This window comes from Zongyangia hominis (assembly GCF_014385095.1).
In the GTDB taxonomy this organism is placed as follows: Bacteria; Bacillota; Clostridia; order Oscillospirales; family Ruminococcaceae; genus Zongyangia; species Zongyangia hominis.
This window is the reverse complement of the sequence record NZ_JACRTC010000006.1, coordinates 133123-158055: the sequence shown is the minus strand read 5'-3', so window position 1 is coordinate 158055 and position 24933 is coordinate 133123. Positions and strand designations below refer to the sequence as shown.

Annotated in this window: 22 protein-coding genes and 2 tRNA genes; 14 read left to right on the top strand and 10 right to left on the bottom strand. The window is 55.3% G+C overall.

Translation table 11 applies throughout. The features are described from left to right. Positions 1 to 180 precede the first annotated feature (180 nt). Genes H8709_RS09545 through metG form a run of 4 tightly spaced genes read right to left on the bottom strand, consistent with a single transcriptional unit; the run spans position 181 to position 5027 of the window. Positions 181 to 906 carry a hypothetical protein gene (locus tag H8709_RS09545; RefSeq protein ID WP_262398150.1) on the bottom strand — a complete coding sequence of 242 codons (726 nt, stop codon included), beginning with the start codon at positions 904 to 906 and terminating at the stop codon, positions 181 to 183. Next, the gene (locus tag H8709_RS09540; RefSeq protein WP_262398149.1) at positions 903 to 2210 is read right to left on the bottom strand and encodes a MurT ligase domain-containing protein; all 1308 of its coding nucleotides are present in this window, start codon (positions 2208 to 2210) and stop codon (positions 903 to 905) included. The genes H8709_RS09545 and H8709_RS09540 overlap by 4 nt, the downstream gene beginning before the upstream one ends. 54 nt (positions 2211 to 2264) lie before the next feature. After that, a complete protein-coding gene (locus H8709_RS09535; RefSeq protein WP_262398148.1) occupies positions 2265 to 3035 on the bottom strand; it encodes a TatD family hydrolase in 771 nt (256 codons plus the stop codon). A 15-nt stretch (positions 3036 to 3050) separates the two neighbouring features. Beyond that, positions 3051 to 5027, bottom strand: coding sequence for a methionine--tRNA ligase (gene metG / locus H8709_RS09530; protein ID WP_392391676.1), 1977 nt, complete (start codon positions 5025 to 5027; stop codon positions 3051 to 3053). Positions 5028 to 5516: 489 nt separating this feature from the next. Between metG and H8709_RS09525 the strand changes: the two genes are divergently transcribed. The 9 genes from H8709_RS09525 to H8709_RS09485 all read left to right on the top strand — a co-directional run bounded on the left by H8709_RS09525 (position 5517) and on the right by H8709_RS09485 (position 11429). Further along, complete coding sequence (locus tag H8709_RS09525; RefSeq protein WP_262398146.1) at positions 5517 to 6905, top strand: NCS2 family permease; 1389 nt, start codon at positions 5517 to 5519, stop codon at positions 6903 to 6905. Positions 6906 to 7073: 168 nt separating this feature from the next. After that, positions 7074 to 7637, top strand: coding sequence for a phosphoribosyltransferase family protein (locus H8709_RS09520; protein WP_262398145.1), 564 nt, complete (start codon positions 7074 to 7076; stop codon positions 7635 to 7637). Positions 7638 to 7809: 172 nt separating this feature from the next. Then, positions 7810 to 8538 (top strand): SDR family NAD(P)-dependent oxidoreductase, encoded by a 729-nt coding sequence (locus tag H8709_RS09515; RefSeq protein WP_262398144.1) that lies wholly within the window; start codon positions 7810 to 7812, stop codon positions 8536 to 8538. Between the two features lie 411 nt (positions 8539 to 8949). Next, the gene (locus H8709_RS09510; protein ID WP_262398143.1) at positions 8950 to 9234 is read left to right on the top strand and encodes a phage holin; all 285 of its coding nucleotides are present in this window, start codon (positions 8950 to 8952) and stop codon (positions 9232 to 9234) included. Between the two features lies 1 nt (position 9235). Next, entirely contained in the window at positions 9236 to 9994 is a 759-nt protein-coding gene (locus H8709_RS09505; RefSeq protein ID WP_262398142.1) for a glycoside hydrolase family 25 protein, read from the top strand. Between the two features lie 11 nt (positions 9995 to 10005). Then, on the top strand, positions 10006 to 10293 hold the full coding sequence (locus H8709_RS09500; protein WP_262398141.1) for a hypothetical protein: 288 nt from the start codon (positions 10006 to 10008) through the stop codon (positions 10291 to 10293). A 431-nt stretch (positions 10294 to 10724) separates the two neighbouring features. Continuing rightward, positions 10725 to 10988, top strand: a complete 264-nt coding sequence (locus H8709_RS09495) for a hypothetical protein (protein ID WP_262398140.1) — start codon at positions 10725 to 10727, stop codon at positions 10986 to 10988. Beyond that, positions 10960 to 11316: a hypothetical protein gene (locus H8709_RS09490; protein ID WP_262398139.1), complete on the top strand. Its 357-nt coding sequence runs from the start codon at positions 10960 to 10962 to the stop codon at positions 11314 to 11316. The genes H8709_RS09495 and H8709_RS09490 overlap by 29 nt, the downstream gene beginning before the upstream one ends. After that, complete coding sequence (locus H8709_RS09485) at positions 11313 to 11429, top strand: SOS response-associated peptidase (protein ID WP_262398138.1); 117 nt, start codon at positions 11313 to 11315, stop codon at positions 11427 to 11429. Before H8709_RS09490 ends, H8709_RS09485 begins: the two co-directional genes overlap by 4 nt. A 227-nt stretch (positions 11430 to 11656) precedes the next feature. Here H8709_RS09485 and H8709_RS09480 read toward each other — a convergent pair. From H8709_RS09480 to H8709_RS09465, 4 genes are all read right to left on the bottom strand, one after another. After that, positions 11657 to 11747: transfer RNA gene (locus H8709_RS09480), tRNA-Ser, on the bottom strand. Positions 11748 to 11788: 41 nt separating this feature from the next. After that, positions 11789 to 11875: transfer RNA gene (locus tag H8709_RS09475), tRNA-Ser, on the bottom strand. Between the two features lie 77 nt (positions 11876 to 11952). Next, on the bottom strand, positions 11953 to 14004 hold the full coding sequence (locus H8709_RS09470) for a heavy metal translocating P-type ATPase (protein ID WP_262398137.1): 2052 nt from the start codon (positions 14002 to 14004) through the stop codon (positions 11953 to 11955). After that, complete coding sequence (locus tag H8709_RS09465; RefSeq protein ID WP_262398136.1) at positions 13991 to 14392, bottom strand: ArsR/SmtB family transcription factor; 402 nt, start codon at positions 14390 to 14392, stop codon at positions 13991 to 13993. Before H8709_RS09465 ends, H8709_RS09470 begins: the two co-directional genes overlap by 14 nt. Before the next feature lie 541 nt (positions 14393 to 14933). Between H8709_RS09465 and H8709_RS09460 the strand changes: the two genes are divergently transcribed. Continuing rightward, positions 14934 to 15743 (top strand): MerR family transcriptional regulator, encoded by an 810-nt coding sequence (locus tag H8709_RS09460; protein ID WP_262398135.1) that lies wholly within the window; start codon positions 14934 to 14936, stop codon positions 15741 to 15743. A gap of 60 nt (positions 15744 to 15803) precedes the next feature. Here H8709_RS09460 and spoIID read toward each other — a convergent pair whose 3' ends face one another. Then, positions 15804 to 16880 (bottom strand): stage II sporulation protein D, encoded by a 1077-nt coding sequence (gene spoIID / locus H8709_RS09455; RefSeq protein ID WP_262398134.1) that lies wholly within the window; start codon positions 16878 to 16880, stop codon positions 15804 to 15806. Positions 16881 to 17183: 303 nt separating this feature from the next. On the opposite strand from spoIID, the gene H8709_RS09450 reads away from it, so the two are divergent. Both H8709_RS09450 and H8709_RS09445 read left to right on the top strand, forming a co-directional pair. Next, complete coding sequence (locus H8709_RS09450; RefSeq protein ID WP_262398133.1) at positions 17184 to 18554, top strand: citrate/2-methylcitrate synthase; 1371 nt, start codon at positions 17184 to 17186, stop codon at positions 18552 to 18554. Positions 18555 to 18575: 21 nt separating this feature from the next. Next, positions 18576 to 19451, top strand: coding sequence for a hypothetical protein (locus H8709_RS09445; protein ID WP_262398132.1), 876 nt, complete (start codon positions 18576 to 18578; stop codon positions 19449 to 19451). A gap of 154 nt (positions 19452 to 19605) precedes the next feature. Here the strand turns inward: H8709_RS09445 and H8709_RS09440 are convergent, their stop codons facing one another. Further along, positions 19606 to 20757: a sensor histidine kinase gene (locus H8709_RS09440; RefSeq protein ID WP_262398131.1), complete on the bottom strand. Its 1152-nt coding sequence runs from the start codon at positions 20755 to 20757 to the stop codon at positions 19606 to 19608. A 592-nt stretch (positions 20758 to 21349) separates the two neighbouring features. Between H8709_RS09440 and gap the strand changes: the two genes are divergently transcribed. Both gap and glgB read left to right on the top strand, forming a co-directional pair. Further along, complete coding sequence (gene gap, locus H8709_RS09435) at positions 21350 to 22369, top strand: type I glyceraldehyde-3-phosphate dehydrogenase (protein WP_262398130.1); 1020 nt, start codon at positions 21350 to 21352, stop codon at positions 22367 to 22369. A 547-nt stretch (positions 22370 to 22916) separates the two neighbouring features. Then, positions 22917 to 24917, top strand: coding sequence for a 1,4-alpha-glucan branching protein GlgB (glgB, locus tag H8709_RS09430; protein ID WP_262398129.1), 2001 nt, complete (start codon positions 22917 to 22919; stop codon positions 24915 to 24917). Positions 24918 to 24933 lie beyond the last annotated feature (16 nt).

The window sequence follows — 24933 nt, the reverse complement described above, 5'->3', positions numbered from 1 at the left end:
TCAATCCGAATGACGAAAAAAAAGGAAAAACGTGAAAATTAACAAGATCACGCCTTTTTTTTGGAAGATTGGTATTGAAAAAAGGTACAAAAAAGCCCGTCGCATTTTATGCAACGGGCTAAAGTTCCACCAGGTGTAAAACAGGGTGAAATACATATGGAATCGACACAATTTGTCCGGTCACAGCGAGAATTCTTTGAGCGTCATCTTGAGCGCCATGGTTTCCAGGGTGTCGTCGTAGGCAATCTGCTCCCGACCGATGAGACGGCCGAGAAATTCCCGAGCCATCTGAGGGTTTTTGACGAGCACCGGCCCCAAGAGCCAGGTGGAAAAGAGGTTCTTATAGAGGTTGCCCTCAAAGGCGTCCCCCTTCTTTTCATCCCCGGCGCCTTTGACGATTTTGAAGAGATAGGGGCCTACATTGTCCTTGATGCGCCCAGTGCGGTTGATAAAGCCGTAGAGCAGGGACTCGTTGGTCTCGAACTGGGGGTTGGCCACCACGTCGCTGATAAAGACCTTCCCCGTCTCCTCGCCGGTGTAGGGGAAGAGCTCCAGCCCCTTAACAAAGGAGCCGTCCTCGTCGGTGTAGCCCTTGCCCAGAAGGAGCCGGGCGTTGCCGGTGACGAGAATGACCTTTTCTTCGTCGATGGCTTTGACGATTTCGTCTTTTAACGTCAGGATATGCTCACAGGCCCGGCGCAGGTTTTTGGCCTTGCCCGGCCCGATATAGACCATGTCGTATTCGCTGACCTTAGGGGAATCGGCGAGGCTCGCCCGAGTGAGGAACATCTGATAACCCAGCTGGGTCAGGCGCTTTTTGATGAGGGTCAGGTTGCCGCTGTCCCCATACAGGTCCAGCAGATCGTCGTAGAGCCACAGGACCTGGACGTTTTTTTCTTCGCTCATCGGCTGATCACCTCCAAAATGCCTTTGGCGTCGTAGAGTTCGGTGAGGACACAGATGGTGCCTTTGGTCTCGTCCACCGTGGCCTTGAGACGGGAGCGGAAGGGCTGGACCTTCACCTTCTGCATGTCGAAGTCCGCCATGTTGAGCCGCACCGCCAAGTCGTAGGCCCGGGGCCCGGTGCAGACCAGGTTTTCAATCTTTCCTTTGAGCCGCTCAAAGGCGATGTCGTAAAGCCAGGTGGTGTCCCGGTGGCCGGTGTGGTTGATGTTGTTGACATAGATGACCACCGTCTTTTCCCCCTCCATGGAGAGCACCTGAGAGATGGACTGGTCAAAGGAGACAGGATTCTGGTTCTTGGAGAGGATCATAACCGCCTTGCGCTCCCCCACCTGGAATTCGTCGTAGCGCTCTTTACTTACCTGGAAAGAGGACACGGCCTTGCAGGCCTCCTCCTCGGGGATGCCCGCCTCGCAGCAGACGGCCACACAGGCGGTCATGTTGAGGATGTTGAAGAGGCTGTTGTAGCCGGTCTTGACCGGGTGATCGTCGATCACAAAGGCGCCCTCGCTCAAATTCTCGATGCGGGAAACATACTTCATCTGCGGGTTTTCATACCCGCAGGCGTCGCAGTGGTAGCCGCCGATGTGGTTATAGTGGAAGTAGTCGTAGCGCAGCCGGTGGAAGCAGACCGGGCAGACCTTGGCGTCGTGGGTGATGCTCTGGCACTCCTTGGTGGAGGCCTCGCTTTCGCACAGGCCGTAGTAGACCCGCTCATTTTGCAGGGCCAGGCGACTGCTGATGGGGTCGTTGGCGTTGAGGACCAGCTTCACCTCGGGCCCGATGGCCTCGTGGAGCTTGTCGATGATGACGTCCACGTTGCCGTTGCGGGTCAGCTGGTCCCGGAAGAGGTTGGTGACCAGCATATAGTGGGGGGAGAAGGATTTAAAAATGATGCGGGAAAACCGCTCGTCCACCTCGAGCACCACATATTCCTGGGGGACGACGCCGGAAAAGTCGGCGGCGTTTAAAAGCGTGGTGGCCACGCCGCCGGTCATGTTAGAGCCTTTGGCGTTGTTGGTCACGGTGTGGCCGCACTGTTGGAGCACATGGGCCACCATGTTGGCGGTGGTCGTTTTGCCGTTGGAGCCGGTGACGGCGATGATCTTGCCTTTGATCTGAAAGCGTCCCAGCATATCCGGGCAGATTTTCAGGGCGATGTCACCGGGGAGATTGGAGCTTTTGCCCACAAATTTGCCGAAGAAATAGAGGATTTTACCGACGAGAAGCGCCAGCTTGAATTTCATAGCATCACTGCCTCCTAGTAGCTGATTTGATGGTGTCTGTCCCAGGCGTACACATTACAGGGTGATGCCGTACACCCGGCAGGCGTTTTCGCAGGTGATGTCCGCCAGACGCTGGGGGTCCACCTCTTTGACCTGGGCCAAGGCCCGGACGGTGTATTTGAGGAGCGTCGAATCGCAGCGCCGTCCCCGGCAGGGCTCGGGCGCCATATAGGGGGCGTCGGTCTCGATGAGCAGCCGGTCCAGCGGCACGGCCTTGGCCGCCCGCAGGGTCTTGGACGCGTTTTTGAAGGTGACGACGCCGGTAAAGCCGATATAAAGCCCCAGCTTCAAAAGCTCCTCCGCCATCTCCGGGGAGCCGCTGTAACAGTGGACGATGCCCCGGGGCCGGTATTTACGCAAAAGGTCCAGGGTGTCCCCGTGGGCCTCCCGGTCGTGGACGATGACGGGCAGGTCCAGCTCCCGCGCCAAGGCCAATTGGTCGGCGAAGATTTTCTGCTGCACCGGCCGGGGGGAGCCGTCGTCGTAGTGGTAGTCGAGACCGATTTCCCCGATGGCCATGACCTTGGGATGGCGGGCCAGAGTGCGCAGGGTGTCGATGGTTTCCTCCACCGCGGCCCCCGCGTCCTGGGGATGGAGCCCCACCGCCGCGTAGAAATAGGGGTACTTTTTGGCGTAGGCAATGGCTTCCAGGGAAGAGCTCAGGTTACAGCCCGGATTCATGACCGCGCGAACCCCCCGTGAAGGCAGGGAGGCCATCAGCTCGCCCCGGTCGGGGTCGAACTGGCGGTCGTCGTAGTGGGCGTGGGAATCGAATAGATTTTCCAAAGGAGTACCTCGTCTCTAGTGAATTTTCGCGCCGTTGGGGATGGAAGCGTCCACAAAGAGGACCTTGACGTCGTTGTCATGGCAGTCGGCGGCCAGAATCATGCCGTTTGAAAGCACGCCTCTGAGCTTAACGGGCTTGAGGTTGGCCACAATGATGACCTTTTTGCCCACGAGGTCCGCGGGGGCGTACCACGGGGCGATGCCCGAAACCACCTGGCGCGGCGCGGCGCTTCCGTCGTCGAGGGAGAGCTTTAAGAGCTTATCCGATTTGGGAACCGGCTCGCACGATTTGATTTCAGCCACCATGAGTTCCACCTTACCGAAGTCGTCGATGCCGATCTGGGCCACGCCCTCGGGCGCATGAGCGTCCTTCTTCTCCGCCTTGGGGGCTTCCTTGGCGGGAGCGGCCGCCGTTTTGCGCCCTGCTTTCTGCTCCTCCAAGAGGGCCAGCTCCTTTTTGACGTCAATGCGGGGGAAGAGGGTCTCGCCCTTGTGAACGGTGACCTGGGCGGGCAGGGTGCCGAAGCGGGCCGCGCTCTCCCAGGTGCGAAGATCCTCCGATGCGCCGATCTGGGCGAAAATCTTCTCGCAGGAGTCGGGCATGAACGGGGTCAAGAGCACCGCCGCCAAGCGGATGCACTCCAAGAGGTTGTACATGACCCGGGCGAGACGGGGACGGTTGGCCTCGTCCTTGGCGAGAATCCAGGGGGCGGTTTCGTCGATGTATTTGTTGGCTCTGGAAATGAGCTTAAAGGTCTCGATGAGGCCGTTTTGGAAGGCGTAGCGCTCCATCTGGGCTTCGTAGTTGTCCCGCAGGGCGTTTGCGATAGCAAGCAGCGGCGCGTCCTCAGGCCCCTCGGCCTGCTCGGCAGGGAGGGTGGAGCCAAAGTATTTTTCCACCATGGAGACGGTCCGGGAGACCAGATTGCCCAGGTCGTTGGCCAGATCGGAGTTGATGCGGCCGATGAGGGCCTCGTTGGAGAAGACGCCGTCCGAGCCGAAGGGGAACTCGCGCAGCAGGAAGTAGCGCAGGGCGTCCACGCCGTAGCGCTCGCACAGGACCACCGGGTCCACCACGTTGCCCTTGCTCTTGCTCATCTTGCCGCCTTCCAGCAGCAGCCAGCCGTGGCCGTATACCTTTTTGGGCAGGGGCAGGTCCAGCGCCATGAGCATGGCTGGCCAGATGATGGTGTGGAAGCGGATGATCTCCTTGCCCACAAAGTGGACGTCGGCGGGCCAATACTTGTCGTAGTCGTCGTACTTCTCATTGCCGTAGCCCAAGGCGGTGATGTAGTTGGAGAGGGCGTCAATCCAGACATAGACCACGTGCTTCGGGTCAAATTCCACCGGCACGCCCCAGGAAAAGCTAGTGCGGGAGACGCACAGATCCTCGAGACCGGGTTTAATGAAATTGTTGATCATCTCGTTGAGGCGGGACTGGGGCTCCACAAAGTCGGGGTGGGCCTCGTAGTAGGCGACCAGCTTGTCCGCGTAGGCGGAGAGCTTAAAGAAATAGGCCTCCTCTTCGGCGTCGATGACCTCCCGCCCGCAGTCGGGGCATTTGCCGTCGACGAGCTGGCTTTCGGTCCAGAAGGACTCGCAGGGGGTGCAGTATTTGCCCTTGTAAGTACCTTTATATATATCGCCCTGGTCGTAGAGCTTTTTGAAGATCTTTTTGACAGACTCCTCGTGGTAGTCGTCGGTGGTGCGGATGAAGCGGTCGTTGGAGATGTTCATCAGCTTCCACAGGTCCTTGATGCCGGCCACCACGTTGTCCACGTACTGCTTGGGAGTGACGCCGGCCTCCTTGGCCTTGAGCTCGATCTTCTGGCCGTGCTCGTCGGTGCCGGTCAGGAACATGACATCATACCCCTGCATTCGTTTGTACCTGGCCATGGTGTCGGTGGCGACGGTGCAATAGCTGTGCCCGATGTGCAGCTTGTCCGACGGGTAATAGATGGGGGTGGTGATGTAGAACGGCTTTCTACTCATGTTCATTTCCTCCTGCATGTATTGATTTGGGCGCCGCGTGGATAAAACGGCGCGCCTGATTCATCGTCCTTCCTGCCGCCGCGGCCCAAAACGGGCAGAATGCGGCAACAGCTAATAAATTATTATAGCAAATCTTCCCTTAAAATAAAAGGGGAGGAGGGGAAGAAGCGCCGGCGAAAAAGCAGAAAACTTCTCCTTTCCGACATTATGGACAAGAGAGGAGCGGGAATTCGGCGTCTTTGCCAAAAATATGTCTAAATCGTGAAAAAACTGTTGAATTTCTATGTTTGAGCTGGTATGATAAATGTGTCATGGGGCTCGAACACGTCCCCTAAAGCCAGATACAAACACTTGTGATTGTCAGTCGAAAGCGAAACGCATCACCAGTCTTGTATCTTTTTTGTTTTTCCGGGTGAATGGCGCGCGGCTCCCCGCGGGGGGAGGGCGCCGCCTGAGCAAATAAAATAAAGAAAAGAGGAGCTGTAAGCAGTGGACAAATTCTTTAAACTCAAGGAAAACGGCACCAATGTGAAAACAGAGGTCGTCGCGGGTATCACTACCTTCCTGGCAATGGCCTACATCATCTTCGTCAACCCCAACATCCTGGGGCTGGCCGGCATGGATAAGGGCGCGGTCATGGTCGCGACCTGTATCGCGTCGGCACTCGGCACGCTGCTGATCGGACTGTTGTCCAACTACCCCTTCGCCCAGGCGCCGGGCATGGGTCTCAACGCCTTCTTCGCCTTCACAATCTGCGGAACCCTCGGGTACTCCTGGCAGGCAGGTCTGGCGGCCGTCTTCATCTCCGGCTTGGTTTTCATCCTGATCACCGTCACGGGGCTCAGAGAGAAGATCGTCATCGCCATCCCCGGTTTCCTCAAAAAGGCCATCAGCGGCGGTATCGGACTCTTCATCGCCTACATCGGCATCAAGAACGCCGGGTTCCTCAAATTCACCATCGACCCGGGCAACTATGCGGATTTCGACGGCACCATCGTCGCCAACAGCTCCCCTGTTCCCGCATTTAACTTCGCTTCCGCCGGTGCGATTCTGGCCATTATCGGCTTAATCATCACCGTCGTCCTCTATGCTTACCACGTCAAGGGCGCCTTCCTCATCAGCATCGTGGGCACCTCCGTCATCGGCTGCATCATGCAGTTCGGCTTCGGCATCGAGCTTGGCATCACCCTGCCCACCGGTTTCTCCATCGCTTCCCTGGCTCCCACCTTCGGCGCTTTCCTGGGAGGATTCAGCGAGCTCTTTATCACCAGCCAAGGCATCTTTGTCGCCATCATCTCGGTGGTCGCGGTGCTCATCTCCCTGACCATGGTGGACATGTTCGACACCATCGGCACCCTGGTGGGCGCGGCTGCCAAAGGCGGCTTCCTCGATAAAGACGGCAACCTGCCCCGGGCGGGCAAGGCCCTCTTAGCCGACGCCATCGCCACCTCCTGCGGCGCTGTCCTGGGCACCTCCACCGTCACCACCTATGTGGAATCCTCCGCCGGTATCGCGGCGGGCGGCAAGACGGGGCTCACCTCCGTCACCACCTCCATCCTCTTCCTGCTGGCCATCGTCTTCTCCCCGGTGCTGGGACTGGTCCCCACTGCGGCCACCGCTCCGATTCTCATCATCGTGGGTGTGCTGATGATGGGCGCCATCAAGGACATCGACTGGCACGACTTTGAGGTGGCGGTCCCCGCTTTCCTGACGGTCGCCTGCATGCCCCTTGCTTACTCCATTGCCGACGGTATCGCGGCGGGCTTCATCTTCTACTCCCTGATCAAACTCTTCCGCGGCAAGGGCAAGGAAGTCAGCCCCATTCTGTACGTCATTTCTATTTTGTTCATCATCCGTTACTTTATTATCATGATGTAGTTTTCTTGGGTCCGCTGTGCTATAATAGAGCCAGCGGACGCAAAGATTAAGCAGCGGACTGCAAAAGCCGCCTTTCCTTCGTCCAAAGAGGGAGGGGCGGCTTTTTGGACGCTTTCCTTTGACAAAAACGGGCCGCGGCAGCGGCTGACGAACCAGGGAGGAATTCAGATGGAAAAAAGCTATAAAATGACGGTGGCGGGGCTCGAGAGAGAGCTGCCGCTGTGCAAGCTGTCGGATGAACTGTACATCGGGGCCTTTGTCATTTTCGGCGATGTGGAACTGACCATCGCGGCGGCCAGAGAACTGGAAAAGATCGCCCCCGAGCACGACATCATGATCACGGCGGAATCCAAAGGTATCCCGCTGCTCTATGAGATGGCCCGGCAGGAGAAGTCCAAGAAATACATCATCGCGCGAAAAGCACCCAAGCTCTATATGAAAAACGTCATTTCCACCGAGGTCACCTCCATCACCACGGCCAAGAAGCAGATGCTGTATCTGGACAGCGAGGACATGGAGGCCATGCGGGACAAGCGGGTCCTCATCATCGACGACGTCATCAGCACCGGCGAATCCCTCCGAGCGGTGGAGAAGCTGGTCAAGCGGGCAGGCGGCAAGATAGTGGGCAAGATGGCCATCTTGGCCGAGGGGGACGCCAAGTACCGGGACGACATTCAGTACTTGGAATATCTGCCCCTCTTTAACGCCGACGGCACGCCCAAGGCCGAATAAGAATAGCCATAGGCTATTTTTAGCGCATGAGAAGTGGAGCGCGCAGCGCGAACTTCAAGCGCATTGTTTTCATGAAGCCATAAAAAATGCCCCCAAAGGGGATTTGATGTATGATGGCGTCCGGCCGCCCTTGTGCGCGGGCGCCGCAACTGAATCAGCGAGGAGGATTCATATGAAACAATCCTATAAGGACAGAGTCGCCATCGTCACCGGCGGAGGCGCCGGTATCGGCCGGGCCATCGCCGTCGCTTTGGCCCAGCAGGGCATGCATCTGGTCCTGTGCGGACGCACCGTGGCCAAAATGGAGGAAACCGTACAGATGGTGAGCGAATACGGGGTCAAGACCCTGATTTGTGCCGGGGACCTCAAGGAGGAAGACTACCTCATCCGGGTGGTGGACGAAACCATGAAGACCTTTGGGCGCATCGACGTGCTCATCAATAACGCCGGTGTATCCATGGCAAAGCCCATTGTGGAATGCACGGCCCAGGAGTTTGACGACATCATGGACACCAACGCGAGAGCCCCCTTCCTGCTGTGCAAATACGCCATCCCTCACATGAAGGCGTCCGACTGCGGCACCATCATCAACATCGCGTCGGTGGTGGGCCACAAGGGTTACATCAACCAGAGCATTTACGGCGCTTCCAAGCACGCCCTGACCGGGTTTACTAAGGTGCTGGCCCAGGAGGTGCAAAAGGACGACATCCGGGTGCATCTGATCTCACCGGGCGGCGTTTACACCGAGATGGTGGCCCAGGTCCGGCCTGATTTGGACCCCACCTACCTGATCAAGCCGGTGGACATCGCTAATATCGTCACCTTCCTGCTCGAAAGCAGAGGAAATGCTGTCATCGACTCCATCAATGTCCACCGCATTTCTAATACCCCTTTCATTTAACTGAACGAATAAAAAAAGGCCCCTCCTACGAGGGGCCTTTTTGCTGGAATGCCGCCGGCATCCGGGGAGGAAGGGCGGAGAAAGCCTTCGTGGGGTGCTTCGTGGGGTGGGAGGAGGATGGGGAACAGACGGATCAAAGCGGGGCAAAAATAGCGAGAGAGTCCGGGGAAAAGCCGCCCCAGGTTTCATCGGACAAGGCAACACCGGTGGAAATTTGGCCGATTGATAGATCCCCATAATTAAAAGATGGCGTCATCTCATTTTCGCCAAGGCAGAATCCGATGCGGGAAGTACGCAGTATTTGATAGGGCGTCCCTGTGGCAGCGGCCATGCGGGCGTATTGATGATTATGATACAGGAGCTGAAGGCGGTGAGACCATCAAAATCGGAAGAGAAGAAAGGAAGTTGCCTATGAAAGTAAACTGGAAGGTGCGGGCAAAGAATCCGGTGTTCTGGGCGCAGATTGCAGCTGCCGTCCTGCTGCCCATCCTGGCCTATTTCGGCCTTCAGTGGCAGGACATGACCACCTGGGCGGCCATCGGAGAGGTGCTTGTCCGTGCCGTCAGCAATCCCGTCGTGGTGGTGGCTGTGCTGGTGAGCGTCGTAAATGCCGTCAACGACCCCACCACTGCGGGGCTGCAGGACAGCACCCGGGCCCTGACCTACGAGAAGCCCTACCCCAAGGAGGGGAAGTAGCATGGAAGTCAAAGGCATCGACGTCAGCTACGCCCAGGGAGTCATCGACTGGAAGAAGGTCAAAGCTTCGGGCATCGGATTTGCCATCATCCGGGCCTGCTTCGGTTGGGACAACGACAAGCAGATTGACCGGTACTTTAAGCAGAACGTGGCAGGTGCACAAGCGGCGGGAGTGCCCTTTGGCCTCTACCATTACAGCTATGCCACCACCCCCGAAGAGGCGGTGAAGGAAGCGAAGTTCTTCCTGCGGGTCATTGCGGGCCTCAAACCTACCTACCCCGTTGTCTTCGACCTGGAGGATCCCAGTCAGCAGAAGCTGGGGAAGGCAAACCTGACGGCCATAGCCAAAGCATTCCTTTCCACGGTGCAGGAGGCGGGGTATTACGCCATGCTCTACACGAACTTAGACTGGATCCGGAACCGCTTGGATATGAGCCAGTTATCCTCTTACGACATATGGCTGGCCCAGTGGTCGAGTAAACCCAGTTACACGGGACATTTTGGGATGTGGCAGTACACGTCCAGCGGAAGTGTGAGCGGCATTGGGACGAGGGTGGACATGGATATTGCCTACCAGGATTATTCGGGCATTATCAAGGGAGCGGGGCTCAATGGGTGGAAGGCAGAGGAAGAGCCGCCCATTGTAGGTCCGACCGTGGATGAGAAGTACGAGATACTCTCGAAGGAATACGACAAGCTGGCAGAGAAGTACGAAAGGCTCAAAAAGGAGCTTGGCGGCGTCTTGGAAAGGTATTTGTAGGGGGTGGAACGATGAGTTGTGAAACATGCCCCAACGAGGACCGGATCAAGGCGCTGGAAGGCGACAGCGAGCGCAATCAAAAGACGCACAAGGAGTTTTTCTCCAGGTTTGAGGAGATGAAGGTGGAAGCCAAGGGGATTCAGAAGGACTTCCAGAACATCCTGAGTGTTCTCAATGAGGTAAAAAGTGACGTCAAGGAACTCAAGGACAAGCCGGGAAAGCGGTGGGAGAGCGTCGTGAATCTCCTGTTGCAGTGGGCGGTGCTGGGACTTCTGGCGGCCACCATGATCTTTCGGTAGGATTTCGATACCCTGAAATTGCCTGTAAGAATTAGGGGAGACAAAAAGGCCCCGTTCCTTGCCTCAGTTGAGGTGGGAGCGGGGCTTTTTTTATGTTTTTGATGTACTCATTACAAATATATTTTATAGAATAATGGTACATTTTATAGCAACTTAATTAAGTTGGACGTGATTATCAGATTTAATATGGGAGGTTTTTGCATGTACGTTTACATATTCTAGAAGATAATCAAACGGGTAATCCATCAAATTCGTGGGAACAGAGGAAATTCATTGTCCCTCGCGAGCTAATTTGGATGAGATGGTACCATTGTCAACTGAAAAGAAGGTGGCGAGAGTCATATCGAATTATACAATATGGTATAAATAGTAAAAATCAAGAGGATGCTGTATCGAATAAGGAATGGAAAGTTACCCATGAACAACTACCTATGGATGAAATTAATGAAGAGATTGATAAATTGTTTGATGAAAGTTATAATGATTTTAAAGAACAATTAGAGCTCACTATACTATCATCCTATTATAACACCATCTATAACGACAAAAAATATCAGACTTCTGTAGCAGAGGGGCTGGTAAGAGACTTTCCTGAACTCCCAGTTGATATGACAAACAAAAACGACCCGAGAGATCAATATAGGATTATACAAGGTGTAGAGCTTTATGAAAAAGTACATAAAAAGAACAGTTAATTTAAAGGAAAAATCCAGGATAAAGGGTAGCGAAAAAAGAAAATGGCCTGAATGTTTGATATTATCACTATCATGCTATGCAAGCATTCTGCTCTTTTGTGTATTGAGTCCAACAATGATTCCGTTTTATATGGCTGGGCCGTGGATCATTGGAACAATCCTAATGTACATAGCCTCTTTCATACTTGCGATTAAAATGAGGGAAGAAGAAAAAGCTACAAAGAAATTAAGAGACATTGCTCTCATATTGAATATTCTTTTAGCATTTTTATTCCTCCTCATCTTACTTCTTGTTTTATTATCGTTTTCGATAGAACCCGATTTTTGATTCTTGCTTCGACGGAGGCAAACGCCTCGGTACGGGACATCCATCACCGGATGCCGGTGGTGCTGCCGGAGGAGAAGATACCGGCCTGGATAGAGGACACGGGTGCGGCCTAACCATCCTCAAAGAGACGCCGCCGGAGCTTGAGAATTACCCGATGTAGGCGACAACTTAAAGACTGAATTTATGATGCATTTTCTGTGTAACATGGTACGGATTTTTATGCTTTTTCACACCATTTTATTCCACCATAATATGAGGGGATAAAAGCCGTTAAACCACATGGCTAATAAAAAACTTCATGAAAAAAGGCTCCGTAGATGCTTTTCTACGGAGCCTTTTTTGGCGGAGAAGGAGGGACTCGAACCCTCGCGCCAGTTACCCGGCCTACGCCCTTAGCAGGGGCGCCTCGTCACCAACTTGAGTACTTCTCCATGGTAACAATGATGATCTATAAAATTGTGAGGGCGTTCGTTGGCGGAGAGGGTGGGATTCGAACCCACGGCTCTTGCGAGTCACTGGTTTTCAAGACCAGCTCCTTAAACCGCTCGGACACCTCTCCATAGCAATGTGACGCAAATTATAATAGCATAATTTGCGTCACAAGTCAACCTTTATTTGGTTTTGTTGCCCAAAGAATCAGGATTTTGCGCCTAAAATTCTGGCGGCATTGAGGACGCACAGGACCGTGACTCCCACATCGGCAAAGACAGCCATCCACATGGCGGCGTATCCCAGTGCGCCGAGGATGAGAACCAGCGCCTTGACGGCAATGGCGAAGATCATGTTGAAAGTGGCGATGGACATGGTGCGCTTTGAGAGGCGCACAGCGCTTTCCAGCGCGCCCAGCCGGTCGGACACCAGCACCACGTCGGCGGCGGAGATGGCCGCGTCGCTGCCAAGGCCCATGGCCACGCCCACGTCGGCCCGGGCCAGCACCGGTGCGTCATTGATGCCGTCGCCCACGAAGGCGGTGGCGCCGTACTGGCGCGCAAGCTCTGCCAGATGGGACACTTTGTCGCCGGGCAGCAGCTCATAGAAGGCTTCGTCGAGTCCGGCGGCCGCCTTGGCTTTGAGGGCGGCGTTTCTGCCGTCCCCGGTAAGGAGCGCCACCTTTTCCACACCGGCGGCTTTGAGGGCGGAGATAGTCGCCGCCGCGTCGGGCCGCAGCTGGTCGGACAGGATAATGGCGCCCAGCAGTACGCCGTCCCGGGCCACATAGACATTGGCTTCCGGCGCTTTTGCCGTGTCCACGCCGAAGTCGTCCATCAGCTTCTTGCTGCCGCACAGGACTTCACTGCCCTCTAGGATGACGCGGATGCCCTTACCTGGCATCTCCTCCGTGGCTTCCACAGCGCCGGTCATACCGGGAGCGTAAGCGCAGACGGCTCGGGCCACCGGGTGGTCGGAGTAGCTTTCACACAGGGCGGCCAGGCGCATGACCTCTTCTTCGCTAACACCGAAGGGGGTCACCTGGTCCACCATCAGGCTACCGGTGGTGAGAGTGCCGGTTTTGTCAAAGACCACGCATTTGAGCTTGGAGAGGCTCTCCACAAAGCGGGAGCCCTTGATGAGCACCCCCTGCTTGGAGGCCGCGCCGATGCCGGAGAAGAAGGACAGGGGGATGGAGATGACCATGGCGCAGGGACAGGAGGCCACCAGGAAGACAAGGGCCCGCATGAGCCAGGTGGTGAAGGTGCCTAGATTCAACAGGGGAGGCACCAGGGCGATGAGCACGGCCAGGAGCACCACCACAGGGGTGTAAATGGTGGCAAAGCGGGAGATGAATTTCTCGGTGGTGCCCTTTTGCGCCGCCGATTCCCGGACCAGCTTGATGATGGTGGAGGCGGCGGAGTCCTCAAAGGTGCTCAGGGTCCGGCACTTGAGGGAGCCGTTTAAGTTGATCATGCCGGACATCAGTTTGGTTTCCGGCTGGGCGGGACGGGGGACGCTTTCGCCGGTGAGGGCGGCGGTGTCCACGTCGGAGGCGCCTTCTAGCACCACACAGTCCAGCGGCACCTTTTCGCCGGCCTTGATGAGGATGAGGCTGCCCACCGGCACTTCCCTGGCCTTGACTTCTCGGGCCGCGCCGCTTTCATCGAGGAGGTTGGCGTACTCCGGACGAATGGCGGTGATGGCCTCGATCTGCCGTTTGGAGCGGCCCACCGCCACCCCTTCCAGGACGTTGCCCAGACGGAAGAGGATGGTCACCAGCATGGCTTCCGGATACTCTCCGATGAGAAAGGCGGCGGCCACCGCCACGGTCATTAAAAAGTTTTCGTCAGGCCGCAGCTTCATGACCCCTTTGAGTCCGTCCCAAATGATGGGAGCGCCCGCCACTAAGATGGAGCAGAGGGCCGCCGCCGCTTGCAGCCAGGGGATGGGGATCAAAAAGTAGCCGCCCAGCAGCAGGGTGGAGAGGATGACCACCGCCACATCCCACTTGCCTGCGGAATGTTCGTGTTCGTGGCCGTGGTCGTGTTCTTCCTCGTGTCCGCCGCAGCAGGGACAGCCGCCGATGTGGCAGAGCTCTTCATCCAGTTCGCAGCCGGCGTCGTGTACGTGGCCGTGCTCACCACTGTGATCGTGTTCGTGTATATGTTGGTGCTCCCGGCTGTGGGAGGAAGCCTGCAGTGCGGTGCAGGAGCATTCCGCTGCAGCGTCTGTCAGGACTTTTTTATTCGTTTTCATGATGTTCGCCCCTTCTTTCTAATACGTGGTCCAGTCCGGCCCGGATAATGCTGGAGATGTGCTCGTCGTCCAGGGTGTAGTAAACGAGCCTTCCCTCCCGGCGGTATTTGACCAGGCGGTGGGACCTCAGGATTCTCAGCTGATGGGAAACCGCCGACTGGCTCACGCCCAGGGCGTCGGTGATATCGCAGACGCATAAGGGGCCGGTGAGCAGGGCGGATATAATTTTGACGCGGGTCGTATCGCCAAAAACACGGAAGGTGTCCGCCAAATCCATCAGGGCATCTTCGTCCGGGAGCTTTTGCTGGAGTGACTCAATGGCGTCGGCGTGGTGATGGTGTTCGCTGCACAGTTCGCCGCCGGCCGCATGGAGCTCAGATTCTGTCATGTTCGCTCGCCTCTCTTTATTTAAAACTAATATATGAGCATGTGTTCATATGACAATATTATATTATGCCCGATTGACAGAATTGTCAAGGCTTTTGGAGTAAAAATTACCGGTATCGGGGAATCATATGCCTATGGTTTCCCTTGCCTTTTACCATGGGGGGTGCGCGCCTACTCCATACATGCCGGGACGCGGCATCCTCCACCGGCAGGTGGCATCAGGCGGCCCGGTCCTGCACCGCACCACCGGCGCGTGGTGCGCGCCTACTTCATACATGCGTCGGGACGCGGCATCCTCCACCGGCAGGTGGCGGCAGGCGGCCCCTTGCAAAGCGGGGTGGGCTTCCTGTATGATAATTGAAAGACCAAGCGGCGCATGATCTGCCGGGTGTGTCCTCCGTGCCGCTTTGGCGGCGGGAAACGATGACAAAAAATCCCGGTTCGTGCTGCGGCGTAAAAAATTTTATACAAGCGGCAAAATAGGGGTTGACTCTCCTGCTGGGGGAGGCTGTAAAGTGGAAACACAGGAAGGAGTGAGGACGATGTTCAGAATCGGAGAATTTTCCAAGATGGGCAAAACGACCATCAAAACCCTGCGCTACTACGACGAGGCGGGACTGCTTAAGCCTCAGTCCATCGACCCGATGACCGGGTACCGCTTTTATACCACCAACCAACTGATGCAGCTGCATAAGATCCAATCTTTGCGGCAGTGCGGACTCTCCATCGACGAAGTCAGGATGGTGCTAAGCGGCGAACAGCCGCGGTTCATTTTGGAGCGGCGCAAGGCGGAGATGGAAGCGGAGCTCCGGGAAGTTTCCGATCAACTCTCCCGCCTGACCTTCCTATTACAGGAAAAACAGGAGGAATTACTGATGAACTACACTGCCACCATCAAAGATCTGCCCGGCTGTATTGTCTATTCCAAAAAACTGACCGTGCCCAACTTCCGGTCGAACTTTGAGCTGATTCCCGCCATCGGCGCCAAAGTGCAGGAAAAGTATCCCGATCTCAAATGCACGGTCCCCGAGTACTGCTTCATCGTGGAATTGGATAAGGAATACCGGGAGACGGACATCCATCTGGAATTCTGCGAGAGCGTAGATCAGATGAAGCCCGATTTTGACGACATCCACTTTAAAGAAATGGAACCGATCACCGTGGTGTCGGTAATGTGTAAGGGTCCCTATGATCGGATTCCCCAGGCGTATGCTTTCGCGTTCCAGTGGATGGAGGAAAACGGCTACGCGGTGGGTGGGGCGCCGCGGGAAAGCTATATCGACGGCATTTGGAACAAGGAAAAGGAGGAGGACTGGCTGACGGAAATCCAGGTCCCCATCCTCAATCGATAATATCCCATATAAAAAGCGCGCGCCGCTAAAAGCGGTGCGCGCTTTTTATATGGGAGAAACTCAAAAGTCGATATTGACAAGACTGACGCCAGTGTAATAGTGGGTGAGAATTTCGGTGTAATCGCTGCCCTGTCGGGCCATATAGTCGGCGCCATATTGACTGAGCCCCACGCCGTGGCCGTAGCCCTTGACAAAAAAGGTGAAGCTGCCGTCCTGGTAGGAAACGGTAAAATGAGGGGAACGCAGGCTGAAAAGGCTGCGGATCTGGGTGCCGGTCAGAGTCTGGTCACCCACCGAGGCGGTGAGCACGGTACCGCTGTCGGACTGGGAGAGAATTTGAATCCACTTCTTTTCGCTGGGATCCAGGGCGATGGAGGGGTAGGCCGTGGTCAGGATTTTCTGAACCTCTGCCTTTGACAGGGTGACGGTGCTCTCATAGCCCGGCGCGATTTCATCTCCACTGCTGTCCACGCTCCGCAGATAGTCGCAGGAAGAGCTCCAAATATTCTCGCTGTTTTCGGTGGCGCCGGGGGAGATGGCGTGATAGGCGGCCACAATGGGGGAATTATTATAGGAAAGCCCCATGTGGAGGACCTCGTCCACCGCCTTTTCAATTTTGCCGTAATACAGGTCGAAGTTTTCCCCAAAGCGTTCCTTGGCCTGGTCACGGGTTACATAGCCCAACCAATGGGAGGGATCGGCGGAAAAATCCGCCCCTTTGAGAGAGTCGGTAGGGGATTGCTTCTGCTGCTCCCGCAAGCGCAGGGCATAGGTGTGGGAGGCCACGGCCTGGGCCTTGAGGGCCTCGGCGTGGAAGGTGGGGGGCATCTCAGCACAGACGGCCCCGATGACGTAGTCCCGCTCTTTGACCTTTGCCACCTTGCCGGTGGTCTCGTCCAGAATCTGAAAATACCCGTCGCTCTTGAGTGCCCCGTCGGTGGAGGCCGGCGTCTGTACCGGCGTCTGCGCCGGGGTATCCACCGGCGAGATGGGTTGAGGCTTGCCGCCCTGAGGGGCGCTTTGTCCCGATGATGCCGGCGGCGCCGGGGAAGAGGGGAGGCCACCTAGGGAGAGCAGGGGGACGGTAAAGAGCAATACCCCGATCAGGCAGAGAAAGCATACGTTCCATTTCCACATCGACAAAACCTTGCCTTTCCTGTTGTGTCATTCCAATTCTTGAAAGGGAACGGATGACAAACTTTCATATTTTTCAGCGAACAGCCGGTTTGTTTCCAAAATATGCCCAATTCCTGGAGATAAAATGAATGAAAACATGTAGAATTATGCATATTCTGCTTCTCCTCACTGGAAAAATATTGACTTTCCCATAGGGGGAAGATACAATATAGAAATAAAAGCCGACTGGAGGCCCGCCGGCCGTCCCGATGAGAAGGCTGGAAGAAGAGAACAGGGGTCAGTATCGAGAAGGAGTGGGTGCAGATGGAGAAAAAACAGAAGGAAAATGCCCTTTGGAATCAGAGCATGGAACAGCTGTGTAAAGAATACCGGATGAACAATCACATTGACCCGGAAAATTTTGAGCGGTTTAAAGTCAAGCGGGGACTGCGCAATGCCGACGGCACCGGTGTGGTGGCGGGCATCACCCAGATCTGCAACGTCCACGGCTATGTCCTCGACGAGGGAGAAAAAGCCCCCATCGACGGAGAGTTGACCTACCGGGGCATCAGCGTGACGGATTTGATCGGCGGCTGTGTCCGGGAAAACCGGTTCGGCTTTGAGGAAACGGTTTACCTGCTCCTCTTCGGGTGCCTGCCCACGGCACAGGAACTTCACAGCTTTACCCAAATCATCGCCCAATACCGGGAGCTGCCGGATGATTTTGTGGAGGATATGATTATCAAGGCCCCCTCTCCCAACGTGATGAACAAGTTGGCCAGAAGTGTCCTTGCACTCTATTCATATGACGATAACCCCGAGGATAATTCCTTGGAAAATGTCCTGCGCCAGTCGGTGCAGCTTATCGCCCGGCTGCCCAGTATCATGGTGGCGGCCTATCAGGTCAAGCGCCGCAGCTACGACCACAAGAGCATGTATTTCCACATCCCCAAGCAGGAGCAGAGCGTTGCCGAGAGCATCCTCTTCACCCTGCGCTCGGATAAGCACTATACCGATGAGGAGGCAAAACTCCTCGATTTGTGCCTGATGCTCCACGCCGAGCACGGCGGCGGCAATAACTCCACCTTTACCACCCGGGTTCTCACCTCCTCGGGCACCGACACCTACTCCGCCATCGCCGGCGGCATCGGCGCCCTCAAGGGCCCCCGCCACGGCGGCGCCAATTTGAAGGTGATGGAGATGCTCGAACACATCAAAGCGGGCGTGCAAAACTGGGAGGACGAGGAGGAGGTCCGGGACTTTCTGCGCCGCATTCTTCTGCGGGAGGAGGGCGACGGATCGGGGCTCATTTACGGCATCGGCCACGCGGTCTATACAAAGAGCGACCCCCGTGCTATAATATTAAAACGCAATGCGAAAAAATTGGTGGAGGGCAGCCCCTTTGAGGCGGAGTTCCATCTGTTGGAGCGGGTGGAAAAGCTGGCCCCCGGCGTCTTCGCCCAGGTGCGGGGCAACGATAAGCCCCTGTGCGCCAACGTGGATTTGTACTCGGGGCTCGTCTACAAGACCTTGGGTATCCCCCAGGACCTGTTTACCCCCCTCTTCGCCGTCTCCCGGATGGCGGGCTGGTGCGCCCACCGGCTCGAGGAGATGACCACCACCTCCCGCATTATGCGTCCGGCGTATAAAAGCATCGCCTCGGCCCAAGGGTATGTGCCGCTGGGCGATCGATAACTGTGTTCGGAGCTGATCATATTGAAAATGAAGTCCTCGTTTTTCCTCTTTTTGGCCTCCTTTGCGGTGCTGATTCCTCTGCGGATTTATCTGTGCCTGGGGAGAATCGACGCGGAGACCGGGTTCTATTTGCGTCCCAATCCCGTGGGAATCCTCTTTACGGCGCTGTTTCTGCTGACTTTGCTCGTCCTTGCCATCCTGCCCCACATCGGCAAGGTGAAAAATGAGGACCTGTCGCCGGCGGGGAACAAGCTCATCGGCCTGCTGGGCTTGGTGCTTGGCTTTCTCTTTATCGTGGAAACGGTGTCCGGCGGCTTTGGCAATGTAAGCGCCTATCTCAAGAATCTTTCCAGCATGCCCGCCCTCTTCTCCGCCGCGGCTGGAGTGGCAGGTTTTATCAGCGGGCTGCTCTTTGTCTTTTACGGCATGCTTACCCTGTTCAGTAAGCCCATCGGCGGCGCAGTGGCGGCGCTCATCATGCTCCCGTCCCTGTGGTGCCTGTTTTTGATGATGCACCGTTTCCTCACCTTTACGAATATCGTCTCCGTCTCCAACCGGATGATCCTCATCCTGTTTCTGGGGCTGGGGGCCCTGTTCATCCTGGGACACGCCCGGGTGGTGACCAACGTTTACAGCGGACGGGGCGTCAAAGACAGCGTTGCCTACGGCTTGGGAGCGGCCATAGCCGGGTTTGTCTACACCATCCCCCGGACCATCGCGTCCTTGGCGGGTATGGACCCAGGCTATGAGCCCTTTGCGAGTGAAAACCTGCTCATCTTTTTTTTCGCCCTCTATGCGGCGGCCTTTGCCCTCTATGTCTTGCGGGGCTACCATCGGGCGGCTTCCCGAGGCGAGGCCCAAAGCCGGGCGTTGGAAGATTTGGGTAGGGAGGAATAGTCCTCAATTTTTATTGGATGCAACAAAAAACGGACAGCCCAAAAGGGCTGTCCGTTTTTTATCCAACCTATGCGGGTGATTCGACGCAATTCGACGACGCTTGGTGGGACGAAAGAGTAAGATGATTTATGAAGATGAATGGAGGTCCCTCCATTTATGTTCGAAATTCAATGAGGTCGGAAAAGATCACATTGACAGGCGAAAATTTGTCCTGCAAATATTCCAGGGGGGAAGCCTGGACATATTCAGGATAATCACCGGTGTCCCGGATGGGAATGGTGAAGACGACGGTGGTACCGACGTGCTCGACGGAATTGAGAGCGACGGTGCCGCCGTGTTCTGTAATGATGAATTTGACCAGGGAAAGACCAATTCCCGCGTCCGCGTAGAGCTCCCCGGCTGGGTCAAAGGAAAAATAGGGATCGAAGACCCGGGAGAGATAGCTGTCGGGAATGCCATAGCCGCTGTCCTTGACCGAGATAATCACCTGGCTGTCCGACACGGTGCAGTTCAAGTTGATTTCATTGCACTCCTTGCTGAAGCGGCAGGCGTTGAGCAGGATATTGAGCAGCGCCACCGACAGCTTTTCCGGATCGATCAGGGTGATGACCGGCTGCTTGGGGACTTGGAACGTAAAGGGGATGTCCAGGGTTTTGATCAGCATGGCACAGGCTTCGCAGATGCTGCTCACAAAGCCCGACAGGTCCGCGCGTTTGAGACTCAGGGCACTCAGTCCGTTGGTATAGCGGGTCAGTTCCGTAATGTTGGAGCAGGCCCGCAAGAGTTTGTAACACATTTTGCGGATACGGCCGAGCATCTGTCCCGACTTGGGGTCCTCAAGAAACTGGGGGCTTTGGGAGAGCATGGAAACAATGGAAAAGATAATATGGACCGGATCGCGGATTTGCGTATTGAGGGTATTAATCAGCACTTCGGTAGTCGACTGGGAAAAATTGGACTCCTTGGCGACCTGAATGGCCGGAGGATGATTGAATACGCACAAAGCGAACAGAAAGTCGTCGCCCTCCAGATAGGGCAGAAAATGCAGGATGGTGTGAGGACCCGCGATGGCGGGAACGGGGAAGTCCACAGGGCTGCCCTGGCGGAGTTTTTGAGCCAGTTCTTCCGAGCCGCTGGGAATCCATTGATGCAGGCCGCCGGGGACCTTGAGGCAGGGATGCAGCCGGTTGGCGGCATCGTTGATCCAAAGAATTCCAAGGTTTTCATCTACCACGGCCGCGGGTAGGGTCGAGGCTTGATACAGGCGCGTCACCATGTCCAGCTGGGGTGCAAGATCACTGGTCATTCCGGTGCGGTTTTCATACAAGAGGCATCACCTCCTTTGTGCCTAACTTCTATTATATACTTGGGAGACAGCCGATGTAAACTATATTTGTCGAATTATGGCGAAACAGATCGAAAATATGACGGCTGGTCAGGGCGGCGCCGTTGGACGATTGCCGGGGCCATGGACTTCTATTTTTGGGGCGCAAACTGCGTGGCTATGCGCTTTCCGCCCGGCGGGGAAAGGGCGGGGAAAGGTTGCGGGAGAGACTTTGGGGAGCTTGTGATTGCTCGGAAAACCGGCAAATTACGGGAAAAGAGCCCCAGGCATCATTTTTCACGCATAAGGGGAGAAGTGCAAAGCACGGATACCCCTGCGTATCATTTTTTTATGCGAAGCTATAAAAAATAGTATCTCTCCAATTGAGCAAATAAGCGTTGGAAATATTTACATGGGCGGTTGTTGCGATTTTAACAATGTGCCGGAAAACCGCGTATCATCAGTGAAAAAATTGTAGGAACTTTTCTGATCTTTTGAGGGAGAAAGGCTTGTATCTTTTCGGAAATTGGTATAGAATATGGATTAGACAATAAAAACTAGGAGGAACTCACCTATGGCAATTAAAATTGGTATCAATGGTTTCGGCCGTATCGGAAGACTGGTTTTCCGTGCTGCCATGGCACAGCCCGAGACTTTTGAAGTTGTCGGCATCAACGATCCGTTTGTAGATCCGGAGTACATGGTCTACATGACCAAATATGACACCATGCATGGTAAATTCGACGGCTGCGTCGCTATCAAAGACGGTAAATTCACTGTCAACGGCAAAGCAATCGAAGTTTACGGCTGCATGAACCCGGAAGAGATTCCTTGGGGTGCCATCGGCGCGGAGTATGTCGTTGAGTCCACAGGCGTGTTCACCACCACCGAAAAAGCTTCCGCTCACATCAAAGCTGGCGCTAAGAAAGTCGTCATCTCCGCTCCTGCCAAGGACAAAGAGACCCCGACCTTCGTTATGGGCGTCAACGATGATAAATACACCAAGGACATGATGGTTGTTTCCAACGCATCCTGCACCACCAACTGCCTGGCTCCTCTGACCAAAGTCATCAACGATAAATTCGGCATCGTCGAAGGCCTGATGACCACCGTCCACTCCACCACTGCCACCCAGAAGACCGTTGACGGTCCTTCCAAGAAAGATTGGCGCGGCGGCCGTGCGGCAGCTGGCAACATCATTCCTTCTTCCACCGGCGCTGCCAAAGCTTGCGCTCTGGTTATCCCGGAAGTCAAGGGCAAACTGACCGGTATGGCGTTCCGCGTTCCGACCCTGGACGTCTCCGTTGTTGACCTGACCGTCCGTCTGGAGAAATCCACTACATACGAAGAGATCTGCGCTGCCGTCAAAGAGGCATCCGAAGGCTGCATGAAGGGCATCCTGGGCTACACCGATGAAGACGTCGTTTCTTCCGACTTCCTCACCGATCCCCGCACCTCCATCTTCGACGCCAAAGCCGGCATCATGCTCAACCCGAACTTCGTCAAACTGGTTTCCTGGTATGACAACGAGTGGGGCTATTCCAATAAAGTCCTGATGCTCATTGCTCACATGGCGGAAGTCGACGCGAAATAATTGAGTTTCCTAAAAAGGAGCGCGTATGCGCTCCTTTTTTTATTGCCCAAAACTGCGCGACGCCCTTTCCTTCGGGAAAACAAGCTGCCTTTGCGGCGATGTCTTTATGTTCCCCCGTTCTCCGATGATTACGCTTCGTTTGGAAGCCCAACGGCAGCCACAAAGGTGGCTGCCGTTTTTGATGGGGGCTGGCCTTGTAATGCCCCGCCGCCGGAGGGAAGGCTGTTTAGCGCTTGTGAATCAGATGGAGAATCATCTGCGGAAATGGTAAAAAAATACAGTTTAAACAATCTTATCCAGCCAAATTCGACAGTGGGTTTGTACTATAATAAATAGGCTTTGCTGAGAAAAAGAAAAAATGAATCAATCCAGGATACAAATCTTCTGGACGCTTTGCAAGTGATCGAAAGAGGTTCAAAATATTTGGTGGAAATCCACAATTTTGTTATTTTGTCACATAGAATATTATGAAATTTTACACAATGGACAATTGAAATCACAGGGAAATACTGCTAGAATAAAGATAACAACAAAGGGGGAGAGAACGATGGCGAACAGTTCCAAGAAAAACAACGTGCCTCTCTATCTGTTCCATCAAGGGACGAATTTTAAAGCCTATGAGTTCCTGGGCGCCCATCCAGCCAAACGAGGCCGGAGCGAAGGCGCTGTTTTCAGAACCTGGGCGCCCCATGCGCAGAGCGTATCGGTGGTGGGAGACTTTAACGACTGGGACCCGCAGAAGCATCCGATGAAAAAGCTCAGCGACGCGGGATTGTGGGAGGGCTTTATCCCCCGGGTGGAGCGCTTTGACACTTACAAATACTGCATTACCGCCGAGGACGGCCGGCAGATTCTCAAAGCGGACCCCTATGCCTTTCACAGCGAGACAAGACCCTATACCGGCTCCAAGTTCTACGACATCTCCGGTTTCCCCTGGGGGGATGAGAAGTGGATCGAAGAGCAAAAATCGGCCAACCACTATCAGCAGCCTATCAACATCTACGAGGTGCACTTCGGCTCCTGGAAACAGAAGGAGAACGGCGACCCATACAGCTACGGGGAGCTTGCCGACGAGCTGATTCCCTATGTCAAGGAAATGGGCTACACCCATGTGGAGCTGCTTCCCGTGTGCGAATACCCCTTTGACGGCTCCTGGGGCTATCAGGTCACCGGCTACTTTGCCCCCACCTCCCGCTACGGCGAGCCCAAGGGGCTGATGGAATTTATCAATAAAATGCACAAAAACAAGATCGGCGTCATCATCGACTGGGTGCCGGCCCACTTCCCCAAGGACGAGCACGGCCTGTACGAGTTTGACGGCGGTTATTGCTACGAATACAGCGACATCCAAAAGCGGGAACACAGCCATTGGGGCACCCGTATCTTCGATTTCGGCCGCAACGAAGTGGTCAGTTTCCTCGTCTCCAACGCCATGTTCTGGGTGGAGCAGTACCATGTGGACGGCATCCGGGTGGACGCCGTGGCCTCCATGCTCTACCTCGATTACGGCAAGGAGGACTGGGAGTGGACCCCCAACAAAAACGGCGGCCGGGAGAATCTGGAAGCGGTGGAGTTTCTGCGCACCCTCAACAAGGCGGTCCTCTCCGAGCATCCGGAAGTCATGATGATCGCCGAGGAATCCACGGCCTGGCCGCTGGTGACCAAGCCCACCTTCGTGGGAGGGCTCGGCTTCAACTTCAAGTGGAACATGGGCTGGATGAACGACATGATTTCCTACATGTCCTTGGACCCCCTGTTCCGGTGCTATAACCACGATAAGATCACCTTTAGCCTCTGCTATGCCTTCGCGGAAAACTATGTCCTGCCCATCTCCCACGACGAGGTGGTCCATGGCAAGTGCTCCCTGATCGGCAAAATGCCCGGCGAATACGAGCAGAAATTCGCGGGAGTCAGGGCCTTCCTCGGCTACATGTACGCCCATCCGGGAAAGAAGCTCCTCTTCATGGGCCAGGAGTTCGGACAGTTCATCGAGTGGGACTATAAAAAGGGTCTCGACTGGATGCTGCTGGACTATCCCATGCACCAGAAGCTGCGGGACTTTGTCAAGGAACTCAACCTCTTCTACCGCAAAAACCCGCCCATGTGGCAGGTGGACGACAGCTGGGATGGATTTACCTGGATTTCCCACGACGACAACACCCAGAATATTATCGCCTTTAGGCGCATAGATGAAAAGGGGAACGAGATCATTATCGTGTGCAACTTCGCCCCCGTCAAACGGGAGCATTACCGCATCGGCGTCCCCGATTACTGCCACTTTAAAGAGCTTCTCAACTCCGACGACGTCCGTTTCGGCGGCACCGGGGTTCAAAATACAGAACCTGTGAAGGTCGACGACATCCCGCTCCACGGCTATGAAACTTCCATGGAGATCACCATTCCGCCGCTGTCCACCGTCTATTTTAAGGGCCTGCGGAAGAGAAAACGCTCCAAGGTCAAGGCGGTACCGGCGGTGAAGGAAGCCAAACAGGCGCCAAGAAGAAAGAAAAAGGAACCTGAAAAACAGGAAGAAGCCACAGACAAATAGATGTTAGGGAAGAATG

Bases quoted from the DNA above. Each gene is read 5' to 3' on its own strand.
- H8709_RS09440 (WP_262398131.1), bottom strand. From the start codon at position 20,757: ATGACCAGTGATCTTGCACCCCAGCTGGACATGGTGACGCGCCTGTAT.
- H8709_RS09515 (WP_262398144.1), top strand. From the start codon at position 7,810: ATGAAACAATCCTATAAGGACAGAGTCGCCATCGTCACCGGCGGAGGC.
- metG (WP_392391676.1), bottom strand. From the start codon at position 5,027: ATGAGTAGAAAGCCGTTCTACATCACCACCCCCATCTATTACCCGTCG.
- H8709_RS09470 (WP_262398137.1), bottom strand. From the start codon at position 14,004: ATGAAAACGAATAAAAAAGTCCTGACAGACGCTGCAGCGGAATGCTCC.
- H8709_RS09465 (WP_262398136.1), bottom strand. From the start codon at position 14,392: ATGACAGAATCTGAGCTCCATGCGGCCGGCGGCGAACTGTGCAGCGAA.
- H8709_RS09495 (WP_262398140.1), top strand. From the start codon at position 10,725: ATGGATGAAATTAATGAAGAGATTGATAAATTGTTTGATGAAAGTTAT.
- H8709_RS09460 (WP_262398135.1), top strand. From the start codon at position 14,934: ATGTTCAGAATCGGAGAATTTTCCAAGATGGGCAAAACGACCATCAAA.
- H8709_RS09520 (WP_262398145.1), top strand. From the start codon at position 7,074: ATGGAAAAAAGCTATAAAATGACGGTGGCGGGGCTCGAGAGAGAGCTG.
- spoIID (WP_262398134.1), bottom strand. From the start codon at position 16,880: ATGTGGAAATGGAACGTATGCTTTCTCTGCCTGATCGGGGTATTGCTC.
- H8709_RS09540 (WP_262398149.1), bottom strand. From the start codon at position 2,210: ATGAAATTCAAGCTGGCGCTTCTCGTCGGTAAAATCCTCTATTTCTTC.
- glgB (WP_262398129.1), top strand. From the start codon at position 22,917: ATGGCGAACAGTTCCAAGAAAAACAACGTGCCTCTCTATCTGTTCCAT.
- H8709_RS09490 (WP_262398139.1), top strand. From the start codon at position 10,960: ATGAAAAAGTACATAAAAAGAACAGTTAATTTAAAGGAAAAATCCAGG.
- H8709_RS09510 (WP_262398143.1), top strand. From the start codon at position 8,950: ATGAAAGTAAACTGGAAGGTGCGGGCAAAGAATCCGGTGTTCTGGGCG.
- gap (WP_262398130.1), top strand. From the start codon at position 21,350: ATGGCAATTAAAATTGGTATCAATGGTTTCGGCCGTATCGGAAGACTG.
- H8709_RS09545 (WP_262398150.1), bottom strand. From the start codon at position 906: ATGAGCGAAGAAAAAAACGTCCAGGTCCTGTGGCTCTACGACGATCTG.
- H8709_RS09500 (WP_262398141.1), top strand. From the start codon at position 10,006: ATGAGTTGTGAAACATGCCCCAACGAGGACCGGATCAAGGCGCTGGAA.
- H8709_RS09505 (WP_262398142.1), top strand. From the start codon at position 9,236: ATGGAAGTCAAAGGCATCGACGTCAGCTACGCCCAGGGAGTCATCGAC.
- H8709_RS09450 (WP_262398133.1), top strand. From the start codon at position 17,184: ATGGAGAAAAAACAGAAGGAAAATGCCCTTTGGAATCAGAGCATGGAA.